Source organism: Mucilaginibacter sp. A3364 (assembly GCF_059690715.1).
The window spans coordinates 381,086-400,663 of record NZ_JCAWED010000002.1; the positions used below are offsets into that span (position 1 = coordinate 381,086).

A 19,578-nucleotide genomic window follows, 5' to 3' on the forward strand; every position below is an offset into this window, starting at 1 on the left:
TTTAGGCCGCGGTGTGTTCGTTTTTTAATACCTCGCCGGCTTGCTTTAGTATATCGGTATCTATTTCGTGCACCTCTTCGCCAACGCCAATGCGGTTTAATAGCATAATAGTCAGCTCGCCGCCCAGGTGCTCCCTGAACTCGTTCAGGCCGCGTAGTATAGGGCTGTCGTCGGCAGATACGTCTAGTAACGGGTGTGTTATTTCGAAACCTACCTTTTTTATCAAATTGATAACACGTTGGGTATCTACATCAGTCAACCTTCCCGACAGGTTTGAATACACCGTATCCAGTGCTATGCCCATGGCAACGGCCTCGCCGTGCAGTACTTTAAAGTTGGTTAGCTGTTCCAGTTTATGAGCACTCCAATGACCGAAATCCAAAGGGCGAGATGAGCCTTTCTCAAACGGATCAAGGCTGGCAATGTGGTTTAAATGCAGTTCGGCACAGCGTTTAATAAGGTATTTCATGGCGGACATGTCGCGGGCAGTTAGGGCCGCGGCATTATTTTCCAGCCATTCAAAAAATACAGGATCCTTTATCAGTGATACCTTGATGGCTTCGGCAATACCTGAGCGGTAATCACGGTCTGATAGCGTCAGCAAAAACTGGTCGTCATTAAACACGGCCGATGGTGGCGCGAAAGTGCCCAGGAAATTCTTTTTACCGAAAAAGTTGATGCTGTTCTTCACTCCTACGCCCGAATCATTTTGCGCCAAAACGGTAGTAGGTATGCGAATGTGTTTAACACCACGATGCGCCACAGCGGCTGCATAACCGGTCATATCCAGCACCGAGCCACCGCCAATGGCTGCTACATACGAGTGCCTGTCTATTCCGTGCGCGTTGATGGCTTCTAATAATTTGTCAAAGTAAGCCGATGTATTTTTAACCTGTTCGCCACCCGGAACCAGTATTACATCGGTTATTAATTGGGCAGCTTTATGGATAGAAAAGTAACGACGTATTTTATCGGCCAGTTCGGGACGGGCGTTCCATACGTCCTGATCGGCTACGAATAATATTTTTTTTACCGATGCTGATGTGCTATCGGCCAATAAAAAATCATTGAATGAGGTATTGGTCAGATCAAAAAGGCCCGAGGTAAAAAAAACCTTGTATTCAAACTTCACACTAAACGCCTGCTGTAAATATTCCATATCTGTTAGCGAATATCCAAAACATCTGCTGAATATCCCATTTATAACCAAAATTTGACGAAAATATGAGCGCGGACTGGCGATTAATTGCAGCGAGTTAGACGAGGCACCTACGGAGCCCAAGTTGTTTTGCCAATTTGCTATAAACACGAAGCTCCTAACGGAGCTACTTGTCAATCGGTTAAAACTGCACAATTTTTCGACCGGCATCAATGAAATAAAATGGCTCCGTTAGGAGCCACGTGTTTATAGAAATTCAATACGAAAAACAGGCTCCATAGGAGCCACGTATAACCATCTTGCTACGTTACCGCAAACACCTTAGCAAAGCGAAGCGATATGGGCAACAAACAAGCGATACACAACGCAGGTACAATAGCCCCAAAAGCCGCGGCAAGCGCTGCATCCATTAATATTAATGATATAACACCTGCTTTAACAGCTTTACCAATATTAGGGCCAGTAGGGTCGTTAATAGCTTTACCCAGCGGCTTCAATATCATCACCAAAAACGGCACGACAAAAAAGTAGGTTGTAATAACCTTACCGTGGCTAAAATGTTGCGAAAGGATATTAATGCCCGAAGCAACCATCATGTACATAAAGCCACCAATGTACAGGTTTCGCTTGTTGCCGCCGTGCACTTCGCCCTGGCTTATCATGGTGATGGAAAAAATGTAAATGATAGGCAAAATAGCGACAGCATACCATTGCGGAATGGCGGTGGTTATAATACTAATACCCAATATTAAATTAAAGCCGCGACACAGACCCATATTTAACGGACCGGCGAACTTAAAATTCTTACTTACCTTATTATATAACAGCGCCAAAAACGATATCAGCACCGCTATTAAACCTGATTGCGGGCTATGCGCATAACCAAAGCCTATCCCCCACAATAATAAAAACGCGCCTAACAGGCTTGCCTGTTTAACGGTGACGATTCCTTGGGGGATAGCTCTTTCGGGCCTTTCTACCTTGTCTAGTTCGGCATCAAAAACATCGTTAAAAACAATGCCGCCGCCGTAAAGGCCCATGGTAGATAGGCACAATAGTGCCACCGGGTAAAGGCTATTGGCCGAAAACGTGAGATTAGTAAAGTAGCCCGAAATGGCCACGCCTGCCAGCACATCGGCAACCGAGGTTACGATATTGGCCGGGCGCATCATGCGTAGATAGTGTATTGCTTTTGATGCCAATTTTTTAGCTTATTATGATGGATGATTTATCAACGCGTGGCTGCTGCCCTCCACGCAAAATGGTATTACCTTCAAATTTCTGGCTTTGATCAATGCCGCCGGCTACGTTGGTAAAATCGGCCTCGTTAATTTGTCCGCTTTGCGCGAAGGCCGTGATGGCGTTACGGTAAGTGATCAGTTCGATATCGGCATCGCTTATACCGCGTAGCTTCATTAGTGCGGCTGTTTTTGGTACGGCCAGCGGGTCGCTGATACCCCAGTCGGCAGCCGAGTTTACCATAATACGTTCTGAACCATATTGCTTAGCTATGTCAACCATGCGCTCGTTACCCATTTTGGTGAACGGATAGATAGTAAACGCCGCCCAGAAGCCACGGTCTAGCACCTCTTTTACCGTCTCTTCGTTGTTATGATCGATGATAACTTTGTAAGGGTCGATACCATGCTCCAAAGCAATATCCATACTGCGGGTAGTACCGCCTTTTTTATCGCGGTGCGGGGTATGGATCTGTATTGGTAGGCCGGCTTCTTTAGCCAGTTCAAGCTGTGCGCGATAGTATTTTTCTTCGGCGGCGGTTTGGTCGTCAAAACCAATTTCGCCAATGCCTACTACGCCTTCTTTGTAAACAAACAGGGGCAATATTTCCATTACCTGCTCGGCTAAAGCCTCGTTGTTTGCTTCGCGGGAGTTTAAGCCGATGGTGCAATAATGCTTAATGCCGAATTGCGAGGAACGGAAGCGTTCCCAGCCTATTAAGCTGCTATAATAATCGCGAAAAGTATCAATACCGGTACGCGGCTGACCCAGCCAAAAGGCAGGTTCAATCAACGCTACAACACCGGCATCGGCCATGGCCTGGTAATCGTCCGTAGTGCGCGACGTCATGTGCACATGCGGATCAAAAAACTTCATGCCTTTTATGCCACTCAGGTCAACGGGAACCTGTGGTTCTCTTTGCTCGGGGATTCTGTCTTCAAACGAATGGGTACAACACATATCTTTCAGTATTTATCAACGGAACTATGCCTGCTGCTCAAGCGCCAGGCTATCCCAGGTTAATGTTTTATTTTCAACGGCCTGTTTAAGGTCGGGATAGTTATTTAGTAAACTTTGAGCCGGCGGATAGTTTGATACTGATACAGCCAGCGCGGCGGCCTTTTTTTCTACCGGCAAACCTGTAGAAAAAACACGCTCAATATCGCCCAACAATTTATCATCAATAAACGGACCTACCAGCCGCCATAAATTAGGGTTAACCTCACGTTTTGCGGCCCAGCGTTCGTGCGCGTAATCGCTTAAAATATAAGCCAGGTCTTTATTGGCGCGTTCATCCAGACCGGTAATTTTACCTATTTGTTTATCGGTGAAAAACGCTTTCAGCACCAACTGGTTCCAGGCACCCTGGTCCAGTTTTTGGGCAGGGTAAGGGTTTTGGTACATAATAGCCTCCAGCACGTTGGCTATATTACTGCGGATACCTTCCGAGCAACGTTTTATCCAGCTATCGGGATGTGCCAGTAATGGTAACGATGAATACAAGGCCACCAATTCGCCCATCTCCGCGGCTAAAAACAGATTTTCAATAATGCGGAAGTATTCTTTCTCATCGCTCGAATCAACATTGAGCAGTAACCATACCCGGCCTAAATGATCGGCCGTCCAGCCTTGTACGCTAAAACCGGGGATAATAGCATCTATCTGCTTCACTTCTTCATCGCTTACAGTAACAACGGCTTTACCAATTCTGCGTGGCGCTAAAACGAAGGCAGTATTCAAAGCGCGCTTTTCTTCCAGCCAGGCCAGGGCATCGGGTGCCAGGTTGGCCTGCAGTATTTTTTTTATGACATCCGTTAACGCTTCGTGATTATAGTTGAACATATTATGCGCCAATGTTTGTTACCACAAAATAATCGATGATCAAGGCTCCGGATATAATGAGTAAGCCAAAAAACTCGCGGGTAATTTCAATAAATGGTTTTTCGGCCTGCATGGTTTCTACCAGGCTTGGGCGTTTGTATTTGATGATCCAATCGCGCACGCCGTCTTTCTCAAAATAAAGTTTAATAGCATAGATCAGGTAAAAGGCAGTTAAACCCAAGTACACGTTAGGGTAATACATGCCATACGCCGCCAAACCGCAGCAAACAGCTACCGCCACGTAAATTGGCACCCATAAATACCAGTCGATATCGTTAAAATTAAGGTAAGCGAATACCAAAAACGACAGGCAAAAAATGATATTAATAATGATGAAGACTATCATGACCGTTATAGTTTATGCAAGATTATAAAATTGGGACGGGTTTATACGCGGTAAAATTACTTTCCTGCGTGATAAGTATCATATTTTAATGTAAGGTTTCTGTAAAAAAGCGTTTACACGTGCTACCTAACAGCCGTATACTTTTGTATGCTGGTTGGTTTGGTATAAACAATTTGCCACAAATGGTTTTTACGCGAACGGAACGAAGCCGCGCTGGCACTTAAATAATATTCCCAAATGCGGTAAAAGGTACGGTCGTATTTAGGGTCGGTACCTGTCCAGGTGTCTTTAAAGTTTTTGAGCCACTCCATACAGGTACGATAATAATCGGTACCGAAGTTGTGCCAGTCTTCCAATATAAACAGGCCTTGCGACGCGGTTGAAATTTGCGCGGCTGATGGCAGCATCCCGTTAGGGAAAATATACTTATCTATCCATGGGTCGGTTATTTTGGTAGAATAGTTGCCGCCTATGGTATGCAGTAAAAATATGCCTTCGTCAATCAGGCAACGCGCCGCAACTTCCATTAGTGAACGATAGTTACGATAGCCTATGTGCTCCATCATGGCAATGGTTACCACACGATCAAATTTCTCGTTCACATCACGGTAATCACTAATGCGGATCTCCACCGGCAAACCTTTGCACATTTCGCGGGCGTAAACGGCCTGTTCTTCTGATATGGTTACGCCTACCACAGTAACACCATAACGCTCGGCAGCAAATTTGGCGAAGCCGCCCCAGCCGCAGCCCAGTTCCAATACACGCATGCCCGGTTCAAGCTTTAGCTTGCGGCAGGCCAGGTCAAGCTTGGCCGCCTGGGCTTCTTCTAACGTATTGGCATTTTCCCAGTAGCCACAGGAGTATTGCATCCAGGGGTCGAGCACTTTTTCGTAATGATCATTACCCAGGTCATAATGCCTGCGCACCACTTCTTTCGAGCGGCTTTTGGTTTGCATGTTGAAGAATTTGGCCTTTAACGCGTATTTTATGGTATTCCAATCCTTAGGTAGCTTTTTATCTACGCGATGAAATTGTACACGGAAGAAAAATTCGTCTAAAGCTTCGCAATCCCACCAGCCCTCCATGTAGGCTTCGCCAAAGCCTAGTGAGCCGCCGCTCAGCAGTCTGTCATATAATTTAGGGTTGTGTACTTGTATGTCCCAGGGTTTATCGCCGTTTATGGTGATGTCCCCGGTTTCAAACATGTCGGTAATAATTTGCTTTGACGAACCCATAGTATTATATGTACTTTCTTAATTTTCGGGAAATATATCCTTTTTGTTGCACATGCGGCTGCAAATCATCGCCAAAAAATTCGTCATCATGAAATCGCTGCGCGCTGTAAATGCCCGTATGCCCGCTAAACAGGTAAGCCACAAAACATGCCAGCGCAAAAAGCAGTAGGTACTCACTCCCGAATAACTCGGCACCCATAATAGCGCAAGCCAAAGGCGTTTTGGTAGCGCCCGCAAACACCGCTACAAAACCCAGGGCGGCAAACAAACCTACCGGCGCATTCATCAAAACCGACAAAGTATTGCCCAGGGTGGCGCCTATATAAAACAGCGGAGTTACTTCGCCGCCTTTAAAACCGGTGCCCAGTGTGATCACGGTGTAAATAGTTTTCCAAAGCCAGCTCCAGGTATCGGCACCGCCGGGGTTTAAGGCCGAAGGAATAGTGACGGCCCCGGGATATTCTGCATCTACACCTAAACTTAAATAATCGGGCTTGCCGTTTATAAAAGCTAGCGCGATGATCAGAACACCGCCGATAACAGGTATCAGCCATTTAATACTGATAAATTTGTTGAACGTATCTTTCACGCCATGCGCCAAAAACGCGAAAAGCCAACTGCATAAACCGAAGGACGCGGCAGCTATAATTACTTTAAGAATAAGCCAAACATTAGTAGGAATACCAACCGGCCCCAGATGCGGCCCGGTTAATATGGTATAGATCTGGTAATGGGTATGATGCACTTGCAGCGCAGCAACCGTGGCATCGCCCGCAAAACCAGCCAGCAGGCATGGGATGAGCGCGTTGTATTTTACTTTGCTGAGAGTTAATACTTCCATGGCAAATATGGCACCAGCCCATGGGGTACCGAATACAGCACCGAAACCGGCGGCTATACCTGTGGTGAGGACGATGCGGATATGATCCTGATCCAGCTTAAACAAGCCACCCAGCCATTGCGCGACGCTACCGCCAATTTGCACGGCCGTACCCTCGCGCCCCGCGGAACCACCAAACAAATGCGTGAACACCGTAGCCGCCAAAATAAGCGGAGCCATACGTTTAGGAACGCCACCGCCGGGCAAATGGATCTCGTCCATAATCAGGTTATTGCCCTTATCTGTGTTTTTGCCGTAATGCCTATAAGTAAAGTAAATGCCAATCCCTGCCAGGGGCAAAAGGTAAAGCAACCAGGGATGCGCGAACCTGAAATGTATGGCCCAGTTAAGCAGCCACAAAAACAGCGCGACGATGCCGCCCACAGCAATAGCAACCACAATGGTTACCAGCAGCAGGTACAGGTATTGTTTAATGTCAGTTAGAGAAGGGATTGCAATTTTTTGGTTCATAACGGTACCTACAAAAAATAAAACACGGCAAGGCCATGGGTTAATTAGTTTGCAGGCGCCATCAGCTTTTTAGGGCGGTTAAATCGGAAGACACCATTTCCGTTACTGAATCGAAGATAGAAATAGATTTTAACAAATCCGAAATTGAACATTCGAAATTCGAAATCATTTAACCGAGGTTTCGCTTTTAAAGTTTTTTACGGAGCGAACTATACCGGCTACTATTTCATCCTGGCCGGCGTCTGAGGCAAGATAATCTTCTTCGGATGGATTATTGATGAAGCCTGTTTCTACCAACACAGCAGGCATGGCGCTATGAGCCAGTACCAGCAGTCCCTGCTCTTTTACGCCGATGCTTTCGCGGCCATCGCCTTTAAACTCCTTGTTCAACAGATCGCCAAACAGGATGCTTTGCTTGCGGTACTTTTGCATGTAAGCGTTTAGCAGGATGCGGTTGACAGGGTTGTCTGAATCATACGATTCGTAAGTTTTTTTGTAATCTTTCTCCTGGTAGATGGAAGCGTTCTCGCGGATGGCCTCTAATTGTTCCGCCACGCGGTGAAAACCATAAACAAGCAGCATTACACCTTTACGGCGCCCCGGTTTCTCGGGCGATGAATTGCAGTGGATAGATATAAACAGGTTACCCTTATGCTGGTTAGCAATTTCTGACCTACGGTTAAGGGGGATAAAAGTATCATCAGAGCGGGTCATGATCACTTCCAGTTCGGGCATTTGTGCCTGCAGGGCCGTGCGCAGCTTTTTGCCGATGGAAAGGGCTACGGTTTTCTCCAACGCGTGGGCGCCATGCGCGCCGGGGTCTTTACCACCATGGCCGGGATCAATAACTACCGTTTTAAATTTAAAAGTTGATTTGGAGGAGCTATCCTGCGCAGCTGTAAACGAACTGAAAAGGACAAACGACAGCAGCATCGCGCCGCTCAGGATATATGTTTTTATAAAAGTTGTGGTATAATTCATTTAAGCGGATAGACTAATAAATTTTGCCGTGGTTTAGTTTGCGTTGGTGGCGGCACATTTTGGGCACACACCTTTAGCGGTAAAATCAAAGCTTTGCAGTTGAAAACCTTCGGGCAAAGTTATTTTAGGGAAATCATGATCGTCCAGGCAATACACGTTGTTGCATACGGTGCAGTTAAAATGCAGGTGCTCGTCGCGGTGATCGTGTTCGTCACAGTCTGAAGAGCAAAGGGCATAGTTGGCCGTGCCGTTAAGGTCAAATACTTTATGGATGATGCCTTTCTCTTCAAAGGCGCTTAGGATGCGATAAAGCGTAACACGGTCAACATCATTGATCACACTCTCCAGGTCGGGTTGCGATGTGGCTACCTTTTTTTTAGATAACATTGCTAAAACCCGCAGCCTTGGCTCGGTGCGTTTAAGCTGATGCTTTTTTAATAAGCTTTCAAAATGTTGCGTATGATCGTGTGCCATAATGAACAGGAGGTAAAATTACCACCCACAAAATTACTAACAATTTAACGCTGAACGAAAAATTATAGTCTTTTTGCAGCGTGATTATGTTTTTCGTGCCGGCCGTGCTTAAAGTGGAAAAAGTGCGTGGTAGTACTGCAGGCATCCACATACTTAAAATTAATAAAGTGAGCTGCCGCGATAGTTAAACCACCCAGTGGTACTACAATAGCTTCAACCCATCCTTTTAAAAATATATGCCCCAATATAATGGCCGCAAAGCCGGCCAACAGCATTAATAAAGGCAAAGGCTTGCGGTGTGTACGCAGGTAAGCTAAAAATATAGATGATACGCCCAGTAAAATTGCCAGTATGATCATCCCCCACTCAAACACCGGGTTGGCCAAAAAACCTACCCCCAGCAAGGGCACAAAAGTTAAAAGCAAAGGCACCACAGCACAATGCACAGCGCATAATGTTGACGCCGTCATTCCTAAAGTATCTAAGCGTTTTAAGTGCCTTGGATTTTTCACAGCGCAAATATAGGGTTTAATGCAACTTTATTGCATTATATTTTTATAAATTATATTATACTGACAATGTGCACTATAAAAAACTGAAGCAAAATTTGCGTATTATTGTTATACCGATAATCGATTGCTTTGTGTAAAATTTTTACATTTACAACCAATAGGAGTATAACCTTTTAATTTACATCTACGTATAAACCTGACATATGAGTACCACCGGCAAACCTGTAAGCATTTTATTGGTTGATGATGATGAGATTAACAATTTCATATCCATTAAGTTAATAAAGAAAGCGATCGAAAACACGCAGATATCAGCATGTTTAAACGGGAAGTTTGCTATTGACGAATTAGCTGCTATACAAGATCCTAATCAACTACCCGATTTTATTTTATTGGACATTAATATGCCCATTATGAACGGTTGGGAGTTTTTAGAAGAATACAAACGCCTTAATATCGACCCACAAGGCAAAAGCAAGATATTTATCATCTCGTCATCGGTGTTCAGCAACGATATTAACAAAGCGCGCTCTTACCCGCTGGTAAAGAATTTTATATCAAAACCATTAAGCGTAGAAAAGATCAAAGAGATGTTTAGCGCGCAATAAACTTTGCGGATACGAGACTCCTACGGAGTCTTTTCATGTTTAAATTATTCCTATAAACACGAGGCTCCTAACGGAGCCTTTTGCGTTTAGATAATTTGTTGAGCACGATAACTTTACCAATGATAACACTCTGTAGGAGCATCGTGTTTATAGCATCGAGACCAATCAGGCTTTAGGCTACGTTAGGAGCCTCGTGTAACATTATTTAACCGGCGTTATCAAAAAATGATCATCATTATAACTTATGGTGCCTACCGGCGATGATTTGGCGTGATAGAACAAGCATGTCCACCCTTCTTCGGCAGCTATTTTGCCGTAGTCGTCGCGCAATTGCATGGCTTTGCGGCCGTCATAATCATACTTAGCTACAAAGCGGCGGATCAGTTGCTCCGGTTCGGGCAGTTCATCACCGCCGAAAAAGCATTTGTCCGCGCCATCTTCTATCCAAAATACCTGGTGAAACTGGCTATGTCCACCTGAAAGTTCGTAACGGATACCTGGTTTAAACTCGCCGCTGCCTTCTACAAAAGTGATGTTGGCCGAGCGTTGCAGCACGTCGAATATATCGGTATGGTATGACGATGATTTGCCGCTGTAAGCTGTTTCCCATTCGTCGCGCTGTATCACGTGTTCGGCAGCGGGGAATGCGGGTTCAAATTTACCATCGCGCTCAACTACTAAACCTCCCGAGTGGTCATAATGCAAGTGCGACATTAAGACCAAAGTAACATCCTCCGGATCAAAACCCGCGTTGCGGATATGTTGTTGGATGATCAGTTCGCCCTGCTCATTTTTATAGCCAAGGCCGGTATCAAATAAGATCAGATCGGTAGCCGTTTTCACCAAAAACGGATTTACGTGGATAAATAACGAACCCGGCCTGTCGCGAAAATTATGGATCTGCGGATCAAAAGGAATAAACTTTTTTGTGGAATCTACCGAGTAAGAGCCTTCGCCCAGGGGGAATATTTTCATGGTGTGGATATGCAGATGTGCGGATATGCAAATGTGCAGATGATGATTTAATGTATTGTAATATTAAATAAACGTTAATTATAAAAAACAGTTTGCAACTCTTTCACTATCTGCACATTTGGCTATTTACACCTTAACCCGTTCAAAAAATCTGCACATCCGCACATTTGCACATCTGCACATCCAAAAGTATCTTTACTGTTTTAAGCAACAAAGATAATGAATAAACGGTGGGCGATAAGGGAAATTCCGGCAATTGAGGAGGTAAACAACTTATCTGGAACGTTAAACATTGATCCGGTACTGAGTACGCTGCTCATACAGAGAGGGATAAGCAACTTTGAAGAAGCTAAATACTTCTTCCGACCCGATGAGCGCCACCTGCATGATCCCTTCCTGATGGCCGATATGGAAAAAGCCATCGCCCGTATCGATATCGCGTTAGCAAAAAACGAAAAAATAATGATCTATGGCGATTACGATGTGGATGGCACCACTTCTGTAGCCCTGGTTTATAGCTTTTTCAGTAAGATCCACCGTAATATTGATTATTATATTCCCGACAGGTATAAAGAAGGCTACGGTATATCAACCCAGGGTATTGATTATGCTGCCGCGAATGGATTTACCTTAATTATAGCGCTGGATTGCGGCATCAAGTCGGTTGATAAAATTGCCTATGCCAATGAGCTTGGTGTTAATTTTATCATTTGCGATCACCACACGCCCGGGGATGAACTACCCGAAGCTGTAGCCGTGCTCGACCCAAAACGCGCCGACTGCGGATATCCTTTTAAAGAACTCCCCGGCTGTGGCATTGGCTTTAAACTGGCCCAGGCCTATGCCGAAACCCACGACATACCTTTTGAAGAAGTAAGCCGTTATTACGACCTGGTAGCCGTAAGTATTGCATGCGATATTGTACCCATAGTTGGTGAGAACCGCACGCTGGCCTACTTCGGTCTACAAAAATTAAATAATAACCCATGCACAGGCTTAAAAACCCTAATGGGTGTAGCCGGAAAAACTATCACCTATACTATTAGCGATATTGTTTTCCTGCTGGGCCCACGCATTAATGCCGCAGGCCGTATTGATGACGCCAAGCATGCGGTTGAACTACTCATCTCATGCAACGAAGCCGAAGCCCAGGAAAAAGGCGAACTCATCAACTTAAAAAATGTAGAGCGCAAAAGCCACGATCTGCAAATAACTGACGAAGCTTTAGCATTAATTGATAACGATGATATTTTGATCGCCCGCAAATCAACCGTTGTATTTAACGAGGGCTGGCACAAGGGCGTGATAGGCATTGTCGCTTCGCGATTAACAGAAAAATATTATCGCCCTACGGTGGTGCTTACACAATCCAACGGTCACGTGGCCGGGTCGGCGCGCTCGGTTTTGGGGTATGATCTGTATGAGGCCTTATGTGGCTGCAGCGATCTGCTTATTCAATTTGGAGGGCATAAATATGCGGCTGGTTTAACTATGCATCCCGAAAACGTAGAGGCTTTTAAGCTGAAGTTTGAGGAAGTGGTTAGTGCCAGCATTACCGAAGAACAGTTAACCCAGCAAATACAAATTGACGCCGAAATACGTTTAGAGCAGATAGATGCTAAATTTTTCAGGATACTGAACCAAATAGCGCCTTTCGGGCCGGGCAATATGTCGCCGGTGTTCATCAGCAAAAATGTGTATGTTAGTGCCGCACCTGCATTGGTAGGCACCAACCATTTAAAAATGACGGTGATGCAGCCCGGTTCGGCATTGTTTAATTGCATTGCCTTTGGCCATGGCGAATTTATTAACCAGATACAAAAGGATGTACCTTTTGATATTTGCTATACCATTGAAGAAAATGTATGGCGCGAAACGCGCACTTTACAGTTAAATATAAAAGGGATAAGGGTGTGACCCCTCCCAACCCTTCCAGAGGGGGAGGGCTTTTTTTTAAACGCTATTTCAAATCTCCCCCTTTGGGAGAGATTTAGAGGGGGTACAATGAACTTAAGAGCAGAAAACTTAATTAAAAAATACAAGCAGCGCGCTGTGGTTAACGATGTATCTTTCAACGTATCGCAGGGCGAAATTGTGGGTTTGCTGGGACCGAATGGCGCCGGTAAAACTACTTCGTTTTACATGATCGTGGGCTTGATAAAACCTAACGAGGGCCGGATATTTTTGGAGGACGAAGAGATCACTACCGACCCGATGTATCGCCGCGCTCAAAAAGGCATTGGTTATTTGGCGCAGGAAGCTTCGGTTTTTCGTAAACTTTCTGTTGAGGATAACATTAAGGCGGTGTTGGAAATGGGCAATATTCCGAAGGCTGAACACGAAGAAAAACTGGAATCGCTGATAGATGAGTTTAGCCTGCACAAAGTACGCCGTAACCGTGGCGATTTGCTTTCCGGTGGTGAGCGTCGCCGTACCGAAATAGCGCGTGCCCTTGCCGCTAATCCTAATTTTATTTTGCTGGATGAGCCCTTTGCCGGGGTTGACCCGATTGCGGTAGAGGAAATCCAATCCATTGTTGCAAAACTAAAACACCGCAACATAGGCATCCTGATAACCGACCACAACGTACAGGAAACACTATCCATTACCGACCGCGCGTACTTATTGTTCGAAGGGAAAATACTGGAATCGGGCGTGCCCGAGGTATTGGCCGAAAACGAAATGGTGCGTAAAGTTTACCTGGGCGCCAACTTTGTTTTAAAACGTAAAAACTTTGCGGTATAAACCTTAGCTTTAAGTATGACAATTTTCAACTCCGTTTTTACCTGGTTCATGAAAAAGCGTATCCACCAGATAGAGCTTTTTATGAAATACCCTAACGAGGTGCAGGAAGAATGGTTTGAACAATTGATCAGTCGCGCAGAAAGCACCGAATGGGGCAAAAAATACGGTTATAAAAGCATCACCAGTCTTACCGAGTTTAAGCAGCGCGTACCCATACAAACGTACGATACGCTGAAACCCTACATTGAGCGCATGCTCAAAGGTGAGCAAAATATCCTATGGCCTTCAGAGATCCGCTGGTTCGCCAAATCATCAGGCACTACCAGCGACAGGAGTAAATTCATCCCGGTAAGTGAAGAATCACTGGAAGAATGCCACTTTAAAGGCGGTAAAGATCTGCTTACCATATACTTTAATAATAGGCCCGATGCTAAGATGTTTACGGGTAAAATATTGACGCTAGGTGGTAGTCACCAGATCAGTCAGCTAAGCCCGGATACTTCTTTTGGCGATCTTTCGGCCGTATTAATGAAAAACCTGCCGCTTTGGGCCGAGTTTCATCGTACACCACACCTGGACATTGCACTCCTCGAAAACTTTGAGGAGAAAATAGAAAAGATGGCCCATGCTACCAAGGATGTTAACGTAACCAGCATAAGCGGCGTACCAACCTGGAACCTGCTGCTGTTTAAGCGCATCCTGGAAATTACCGGCAAAAAAAATCTGCTGGAAGTGTGGCCCAACCTGGAAATGTACTTCCACGGCGCGGTAAACTTCACCCCTTATCGCGAGCAATTTAAAAAGCTCATTCCGGATGATAACATGTATTACCTGGAGAATTATAACGCATCTGAAGGCTTCTTTGGCATACAGGATACTACCGAGCCAGGCGAAATGTTGCTAATGCTGGACTACGGCGTTTTCTACGAGTTTTTACCCTTAGAAAACCTGCACGATGAAAACCCGCAAACACTAACGCTTGATGAGGTTGAGCTGGATAAAAACTATGCTTTAATTATAAGCACCAATGCCGGCCTTTGGCGCTATTTAATTGGTGACACCATTAAATTCACCTCGCTTGCCCCATACCGCATACAGATTACCGGCCGTACAAAGCATTTTATTAATGCCTTTGGCGAGGAAGTAATTATTGACAATGCCGAGCGCGCCCTCGAAGAAGCCTGCGCCCAAACCGGTGCCATCATTCGCGATTATACCGCTGCCCCCGTTTACTTCAGCGGCGACCAATGCGGCGCCCACGAATGGCTCATAGAATTTGAAAAGAAACCTGCCGAGTTTGAGCGTTTTGTTGATATTATGGACGAAACCCTTCGCCGCATCAATTCCGACTACGACGCCAAGCGTTTTAAAGACATGGCCCTGCGCCGCCCCATAGTACATCGCGTGCCCGAAAACACTTTTTTTAACTGGATGAAGGAAAAAGGTAAACTGGGCGGGCAACACAAAGTACCACGCCTGGCTAATAACCGGGAGTATGTGGATGCGATTTTGAAATCGACTGAAATTGTAGGTCTACATGAAAACTAAGGCGATAATATTATCTATCGTTGTTAATCTGCTTTTGTTTACTACGCTCATTTTTCTCTTTTTTATTAGCGCGATTGTTTTCGCATACGGTTCACCCAACGGTTCTGTAGTTGAAAAACTTCTTTTTGCAGGCTTTGCATTACTTCATATTGTCCTGAATCTAACCGTCATTACACGCCCTTCAAAAAGTAGTTTGAGCATGGCTATAGGCAGCTCGGTTTTTGTTGTTTGTCTCTTTGTTGCCACGGCTTACCTATAAAATAACGGGGTTTAAAGACTAAATATTTATCTTAGTGTAACCTAAATCTAAGATGAAAAAAGCATTACTTACATTTTTCCTTTTTATTCTATCATTTGCAGCTTTTAGCCAGGTTGTTATTCCCGATTTTGAGAATAACGTAGATGACAAAACTCATCCTTTTGATGAGGTATACACAAATTTCCAATTAATAATTGCTTCCGGCAGCGGACCGTCAAGATTTGGTTACTCTAAAACCTATTTAGTCTACCTATTACAAAACAACCATTGGCGAAAGGCAATTTATACGGAACCAAATCCAACCGCGCCAAAACTTTTCCAAATACCGATCAAAGAAATAGCAACAACCGATAGTTCATGTAATGCCCTTTACGGCAAGCTAATCAACTTGAAGCTTTTCACAATAGAAGATGACGTAAAACTACCGCCATGTAATGAAACATTGCAAATTGATCATCCAACCACATCCAGCCTTTGGATCATTACACCATCAAAGGTAAGGCACTTGTATTACACCAATCTATTTTTTGGTGATTGTATTAAAGACGAATCAAGGCAAAAAGCCCATAAGATATTAAGCGCTTTGTACGAAGGAAAATAAAGCCAAGATTCACTCACCCATTCCATCATTCACTCCCTCACTCATTAATCTCCCCTCCCACAACCTGCATCATAAACCCAATCGCCTCATCCGAGTGCAAAGCATCCGTCGATACCAACGACACCTCGGCTATTTCCGCCCCGCGTGCTAACATTCTTTTTTCATATGCAGCGATAGCGTTGTAAATATCAGCATGAGTATCATCCAACAAACAATGGCTCAGCTCCACCGCATCCAGCATCGCCATATTCACACCTTCGCCGGCGAAGGGTGGCATCAGGTGCGCGGCATCGCCTAGCATGGTTAGGTTGGGGCGGGGTTTCCAATTTTGATCAAGCGGCATGCAGTTTATGAGACGGGGTACATATTTGCCGGTGCTGTTTTCCAATAGTTCGGTCCATACATCGGCCCAGGTGGCGTAGTCGGTTTTAAACCAATCGAGCATTTGCTCTTTGTTGTTAAAATCCAGGCCGCTTTGCGCTATCCATTTATCGCAGGCTTTAAAGCTCAGGTAAAACACCAACGAGCCATCGCCCTTGCTGCTTACTATCAAATTTTGTTGATTTCCGAAGGCGAATATCTTACCGCCGTTTAACAACTTATGCACCTGCGGACTATTAATTGCCGAATCTTCCACAGCGCCTTCTATCATGATAACACCAGCATAAAAAGGTTTAATATCGGTAAGGTACGAGCGTATTCTTGAGTTGGCACCATCGGCAGCTATTACTATATCGGCGAAGGCTTCGGTACCGTTTTTAAACTCTAGTCGCCATACATTGTTTTGCTCGGTCATGTTTACAAAATAGCTATCCCAAACTACAGTACCAGGTTGTAAGGAGTTAAGCAAAATACTTTGCAGCGGACCGCGATCAATCTCGGGCCGGGCATTGGCGCCTTCTTTATCAATATCTTCTTCGGCTATGGTTATAGCCTGACTGTTCATTAGGTGCATACGGTCGGCGCCGGGGCGGTAGTTGGCGTTAAATTCGTCTATTAAGCCGGCTTCACGCAAGGCTCGCAGCCCCGATTCATCATGCAGATCCAACGTAGCGCCTTGCGGACGGGCATTGGCATCCGCGTCGCGCTCGTATACGTTTACATCAACACCCTGCATTTGTAAAAGGCGGACAAGGGTTAAGCCGCCCGGTCCACCGCCTACTATAGCTATTTTTTTATCTGTGAGTTTGTTCATCTTCTGTAGTGATTGTTATTGATGAAGACGAGCATCGGCTCAAAACATTTTAAAATATTGTAATTTTTTGTGAGCGAAACAAATTTGCTTATGTTAAAAAATAGACGGAAATTGCTGCACAGGATCATCCCAACAAAATAATAAGCACCCTTAAATATGAAAAAAGTAACAGGCCTTGGCGGCGTATTTTTTAAATGCGACGACGCGAAAGCAATGAACGATTGGTACGCCAAAAACCTTGGCTTGCCCACAACAGCCTACGGTACCACCTTTGAATGGCGCGATGCCGAAAACCCGGAGAAAAAAGGCTCAACTACCTGGAGCACTTTCCCGGCAGATACCAAATATTTCAACCCATCCACCAAGCCATTTATGATCAACTACCGCGTTGAAAATCTGGTTGAACTGGTTGAAGAACTGAAAAAGGAAAACGTAACCATTGTTGACAAAATAGCCGAATACGACTACGGCAAGTTTGTGCACATACTAGATCCGGAAGGAAATATTATTGAACTTTGGGAGCCGAAGGATTAAACTGCTATTACCACACGCTATTCATTCATTGCCGTTGACTTTAGTCAACGGAATTTGAAATAAGCACAAATGGCTTTAGCCGAACAAACGAATTTTGGCTAAAGCCACTCCTTACTGCTTGGTAACCCGTTGGCTGAAGCCAACGGCAATGAAAACTGTCGATTTTATCAAGGGATCGGGTTATTTCTCTACCGGACTATACTGATAAACCACCTGGTAGGGTTTATCTTTCAGGCTGGCCGATAGCTGACCAATTTTCAGATCTTCTTTTTGCGGCGTAGGCTCGCACACCGAATAGGTTTTGCCTTTATATACTATCGGGCTGCCTACCGGTTTATTAAACTGCACGGCCATGGTAATGTGCGTTGGGTAAAGCAGCGCTATCATGGGCAGGTTGTAGATCTCTTTCACCAGGTAAAAAAACAGGGCGGCGCGGTCGTCGCAATCGCTGTAATCCGCAAACAGGGTACCTTCGGGCGAAAGACGTTTCTCTTTGCCAAAGCTTTCCTCATCCGGCTCATACAAAAACGCGTGACGGGTAAAGCGCATCAGGTAATCAACCCCGGTTTTCTGATCCATACCCGCGATGTTTTTCTTCAACAGCGGGATCAGCGAACCATAGGTTTCCTTACTCAGCGGAATGTTAAAATAGCTTTCAAAATCAACCACTGGATAATTTTTAAATATATCTGCAACCTGGTTGTTCAATTTTATGCTGAACTGGTAAACTTTGTGCTTGTAGGTAAACTGTAGTTCCTTGTCAAAATAATCAGCCGGTTTAAAATCGGGCATCTTATTGATTTTGTAGGAGAATGGGTTAACCGCCTCCGGCACGTTTACAGCTACCGGTACCGGCGGGTCGGCGTTCAGGTCAGCGTTGGCGTAGTCGTGGTAATTAAGGCAGGTGTATTTTTTGCCGTCGATGGTGAAGAATGGCAGATCCTCTACATCTTCATTATTATAAACGTAGAAGATCACTTTATCCTCGGTCAGCGCCAACCTCGCGTCATAGCCGGATTTGGTGAGCAAAAACCATTTATATAAAGTATAACGGCTATAATTTTCTGCTTTAGGGCTTAGCTGCTGGGCAACTTTACGTATGAGTTGATAGTATAACCAATCATTTAGCTCATGGCGTTTTTTGTAGGTCATGAGCGAATCGACAACAGGTTTATAGTTGCCGCCGTTAACAGTATTATAAAATCTTCTTACAGTTCGTGGGGTTAATTGGGCGGACACATCGGGCAACAGGTCTTTGTCAATTTCGCTATTGAAGGTGCCGTCGTAAAATTCAAAGCAAATGCGTTGGGTTTTGCTTTGCGCCCTGGCTAAGGGGGCCGCAAAAACCATCAGTAAAAACACATATATCAAACTCGCACGCATTCAAATTTTAATTGGTATATTAAAGTTAAGTTAATTTAATGATACTTCAATGTTAAGCTTATGTTAACGCATGTTACGACTATTGACAGCAAACATTTTGCTATCTTGCATTACATTAACCTGCATGAGCAATCCAGTATTTAACCGACCGATACGCATACTTGTAGCCAAGGTGGGCCTTGACGGGCACGATCGTGGCGCACGTATCATAGCCACATCGCTACGCGATGCCGGGATGGAGGTTATCTATACCGGTCTGCGCCAAACGCCGGAGATGGTTGTTAACACCGCCTTGCAGGAAGATGTGGATGCTATAGGTATATCCATCTTATCGGGCGCGCACATGACGGTCTTCCCGAAGATCATGAAACTCATCGCCGATAAAAAAATGGACGATGTGCTGGTAACCGGCGGCGGCATCATACCCGAGGACGACCGCGCAGAGCTAAAGAACATAGGCGTTGGCGAGCTTTTCCCGCCAGGCACCAATACGCATGATATTGTAACCTATATAACTAACTGGGTGCACACGCATCGCAACTTTTAATT

21 protein-coding genes and 1 riboswitch are annotated in these 19,578 nt (G+C 45.0%); of the genes, 8 read left to right on the plus strand and 13 right to left on the minus strand.

The window, feature by feature from the left end:
* Nucleotide 1 precedes the first annotated feature (1 nt).
* The 10 genes from AC59JT_RS14235 to AC59JT_RS14280 all read right to left on the minus strand — a co-directional run bounded on the left by AC59JT_RS14235 (nt 2) and on the right by AC59JT_RS14280 (nt 9,181).
* Nucleotides 2–1,159 carry a 3-dehydroquinate synthase gene (locus AC59JT_RS14235; protein WP_497400027.1) on the minus strand — a complete coding sequence of 386 codons (1,158 nt, stop codon included), beginning with the start codon at nt 1,157–1,159 and terminating at the stop codon, nt 2–4.
* Nucleotides 1,160–1,461: 302 nt separating this feature from the next.
* Nucleotides 1,462–2,361 carry a UbiA-like protein EboC gene (gene eboC, locus AC59JT_RS14240; protein WP_497400029.1) on the minus strand — a complete coding sequence of 300 codons (900 nt, stop codon included), beginning with the start codon at nt 2,359–2,361 and terminating at the stop codon, nt 1,462–1,464.
* Between the two features lie 4 nt (nt 2,362–2,365).
* Nucleotides 2,366–3,358 (minus strand): TatD family hydrolase, encoded by a 993-nt coding sequence (locus AC59JT_RS14245; protein ID WP_497400031.1) that lies wholly within the window; start codon nt 3,356–3,358, stop codon nt 2,366–2,368.
* Nucleotides 3,359–3,382: 24 nt separating this feature from the next.
* Nucleotides 3,383–4,240, minus strand: a complete 858-nt coding sequence (locus tag AC59JT_RS14250; protein WP_497400033.1) for an EboA domain-containing protein — start codon at nt 4,238–4,240, stop codon at nt 3,383–3,385.
* Nucleotide 4,241: 1 nt separating this feature from the next.
* Nucleotides 4,242–4,625 carry a transmembrane 220 family protein gene (locus AC59JT_RS14255; RefSeq protein WP_497400035.1) on the minus strand — a complete coding sequence of 128 codons (384 nt, stop codon included), beginning with the start codon at nt 4,623–4,625 and terminating at the stop codon, nt 4,242–4,244.
* A 122-nt stretch (nt 4,626–4,747) separates the two neighbouring features.
* The gene (cfa, locus tag AC59JT_RS14260; RefSeq protein WP_497400037.1) at nt 4,748–5,863 is read right to left on the minus strand and encodes a cyclopropane fatty acyl phospholipid synthase; all 1,116 of its coding nucleotides are present in this window, start codon (nt 5,861–5,863) and stop codon (nt 4,748–4,750) included.
* Nucleotides 5,864–5,867: 4 nt separating this feature from the next.
* Nucleotides 5,868–7,214, minus strand: coding sequence for a voltage-gated chloride channel family protein (locus AC59JT_RS14265; RefSeq protein WP_497400039.1), 1,347 nt, complete (start codon nt 7,212–7,214; stop codon nt 5,868–5,870).
* 45 nt (nt 7,215–7,259) lie between these two features.
* Nucleotides 7,260–7,324: riboswitch (Fluoride riboswitch) on the minus strand.
* Between the two features lie 55 nt (nt 7,325–7,379).
* Nucleotides 7,380–8,195 (minus strand): N-acetylmuramoyl-L-alanine amidase family protein, encoded by an 816-nt coding sequence (locus AC59JT_RS14270; RefSeq protein WP_497400041.1) that lies wholly within the window; start codon nt 8,193–8,195, stop codon nt 7,380–7,382.
* Nucleotides 8,196–8,228: 33 nt separating this feature from the next.
* Nucleotides 8,229–8,669, minus strand: coding sequence for a Fur family transcriptional regulator (locus AC59JT_RS14275; protein WP_497400043.1), 441 nt, complete (start codon nt 8,667–8,669; stop codon nt 8,229–8,231).
* A gap of 62 nt (nt 8,670–8,731) precedes the next feature.
* Nucleotides 8,732–9,181 carry a MerC domain-containing protein gene (locus AC59JT_RS14280; protein WP_497400045.1) on the minus strand — a complete coding sequence of 150 codons (450 nt, stop codon included), beginning with the start codon at nt 9,179–9,181 and terminating at the stop codon, nt 8,732–8,734.
* 203 nt (nt 9,182–9,384) lie between these two features.
* On the opposite strand from AC59JT_RS14280, the gene AC59JT_RS14285 reads away from it, so the two are divergent.
* The gene (locus AC59JT_RS14285; RefSeq protein WP_497400047.1) at nt 9,385–9,789 is read left to right on the plus strand and encodes a response regulator; all 405 of its coding nucleotides are present in this window, start codon (nt 9,385–9,387) and stop codon (nt 9,787–9,789) included.
* Between the two features lie 201 nt (nt 9,790–9,990).
* Here the strand turns inward: AC59JT_RS14285 and AC59JT_RS14290 are convergent, their stop codons facing one another.
* Nucleotides 9,991–10,764: an MBL fold metallo-hydrolase gene (locus AC59JT_RS14290; RefSeq protein WP_497400049.1), complete on the minus strand. Its 774-nt coding sequence runs from the start codon at nt 10,762–10,764 to the stop codon at nt 9,991–9,993.
* Between the two features lie 219 nt (nt 10,765–10,983).
* Between AC59JT_RS14290 and recJ the strand changes: the two genes are divergently transcribed.
* The 5 genes from recJ to AC59JT_RS14315 all read left to right on the plus strand — a co-directional run bounded on the left by recJ (nt 10,984) and on the right by AC59JT_RS14315 (nt 15,917).
* Nucleotides 10,984–12,681, plus strand: coding sequence for a single-stranded-DNA-specific exonuclease RecJ (recJ, locus tag AC59JT_RS14295; protein WP_497400051.1), 1,698 nt, complete (start codon nt 10,984–10,986; stop codon nt 12,679–12,681).
* A gap of 87 nt (nt 12,682–12,768) precedes the next feature.
* Nucleotides 12,769–13,509: an LPS export ABC transporter ATP-binding protein gene (gene lptB / locus AC59JT_RS14300; protein ID WP_497400053.1), complete on the plus strand. Its 741-nt coding sequence runs from the start codon at nt 12,769–12,771 to the stop codon at nt 13,507–13,509.
* A 15-nt stretch (nt 13,510–13,524) separates the two neighbouring features.
* Nucleotides 13,525–15,057, plus strand: coding sequence for a GH3 auxin-responsive promoter family protein (locus AC59JT_RS14305; protein ID WP_497400055.1), 1,533 nt, complete (start codon nt 13,525–13,527; stop codon nt 15,055–15,057).
* Nucleotides 15,047–15,316 (plus strand): hypothetical protein, encoded by a 270-nt coding sequence (locus AC59JT_RS14310; RefSeq protein ID WP_497400057.1) that lies wholly within the window; start codon nt 15,047–15,049, stop codon nt 15,314–15,316. The genes AC59JT_RS14305 and AC59JT_RS14310 overlap by 11 nt, the downstream gene beginning before the upstream one ends.
* Nucleotides 15,317–15,368: 52 nt before the next feature.
* Nucleotides 15,369–15,917: a hypothetical protein gene (locus AC59JT_RS14315; protein ID WP_497400059.1), complete on the plus strand. Its 549-nt coding sequence runs from the start codon at nt 15,369–15,371 to the stop codon at nt 15,915–15,917.
* 37 nt (nt 15,918–15,954) lie between these two features.
* Here AC59JT_RS14315 and AC59JT_RS14320 read toward each other — a convergent pair whose 3' ends face one another.
* Complete coding sequence (locus tag AC59JT_RS14320; protein WP_497400061.1) at nt 15,955–17,112, minus strand: FAD-dependent oxidoreductase; 1,158 nt, start codon at nt 17,110–17,112, stop codon at nt 15,955–15,957.
* A gap of 156 nt (nt 17,113–17,268) precedes the next feature.
* Between AC59JT_RS14320 and AC59JT_RS14325 the strand changes: the two genes are divergently transcribed.
* Nucleotides 17,269–17,646 carry a VOC family protein gene (locus AC59JT_RS14325; protein ID WP_497400063.1) on the plus strand — a complete coding sequence of 126 codons (378 nt, stop codon included), beginning with the start codon at nt 17,269–17,271 and terminating at the stop codon, nt 17,644–17,646.
* Between the two features lie 180 nt (nt 17,647–17,826).
* Here the strand turns inward: AC59JT_RS14325 and AC59JT_RS14330 are convergent, their stop codons facing one another.
* A complete protein-coding gene (locus tag AC59JT_RS14330) occupies nt 17,827–19,029 on the minus strand; it encodes a hypothetical protein (RefSeq protein WP_497400065.1) in 1,203 nt (400 codons plus the stop codon).
* A 124-nt stretch (nt 19,030–19,153) separates the two neighbouring features.
* Here AC59JT_RS14330 and AC59JT_RS14335 point away from each other — a divergent pair, with 124 nt between their 5' ends.
* A complete protein-coding gene (locus AC59JT_RS14335) occupies nt 19,154–19,576 on the plus strand; it encodes a cobalamin B12-binding domain-containing protein (RefSeq protein WP_497400067.1) in 423 nt (140 codons plus the stop codon).
* Nucleotides 19,577–19,578 lie beyond the last annotated feature (2 nt).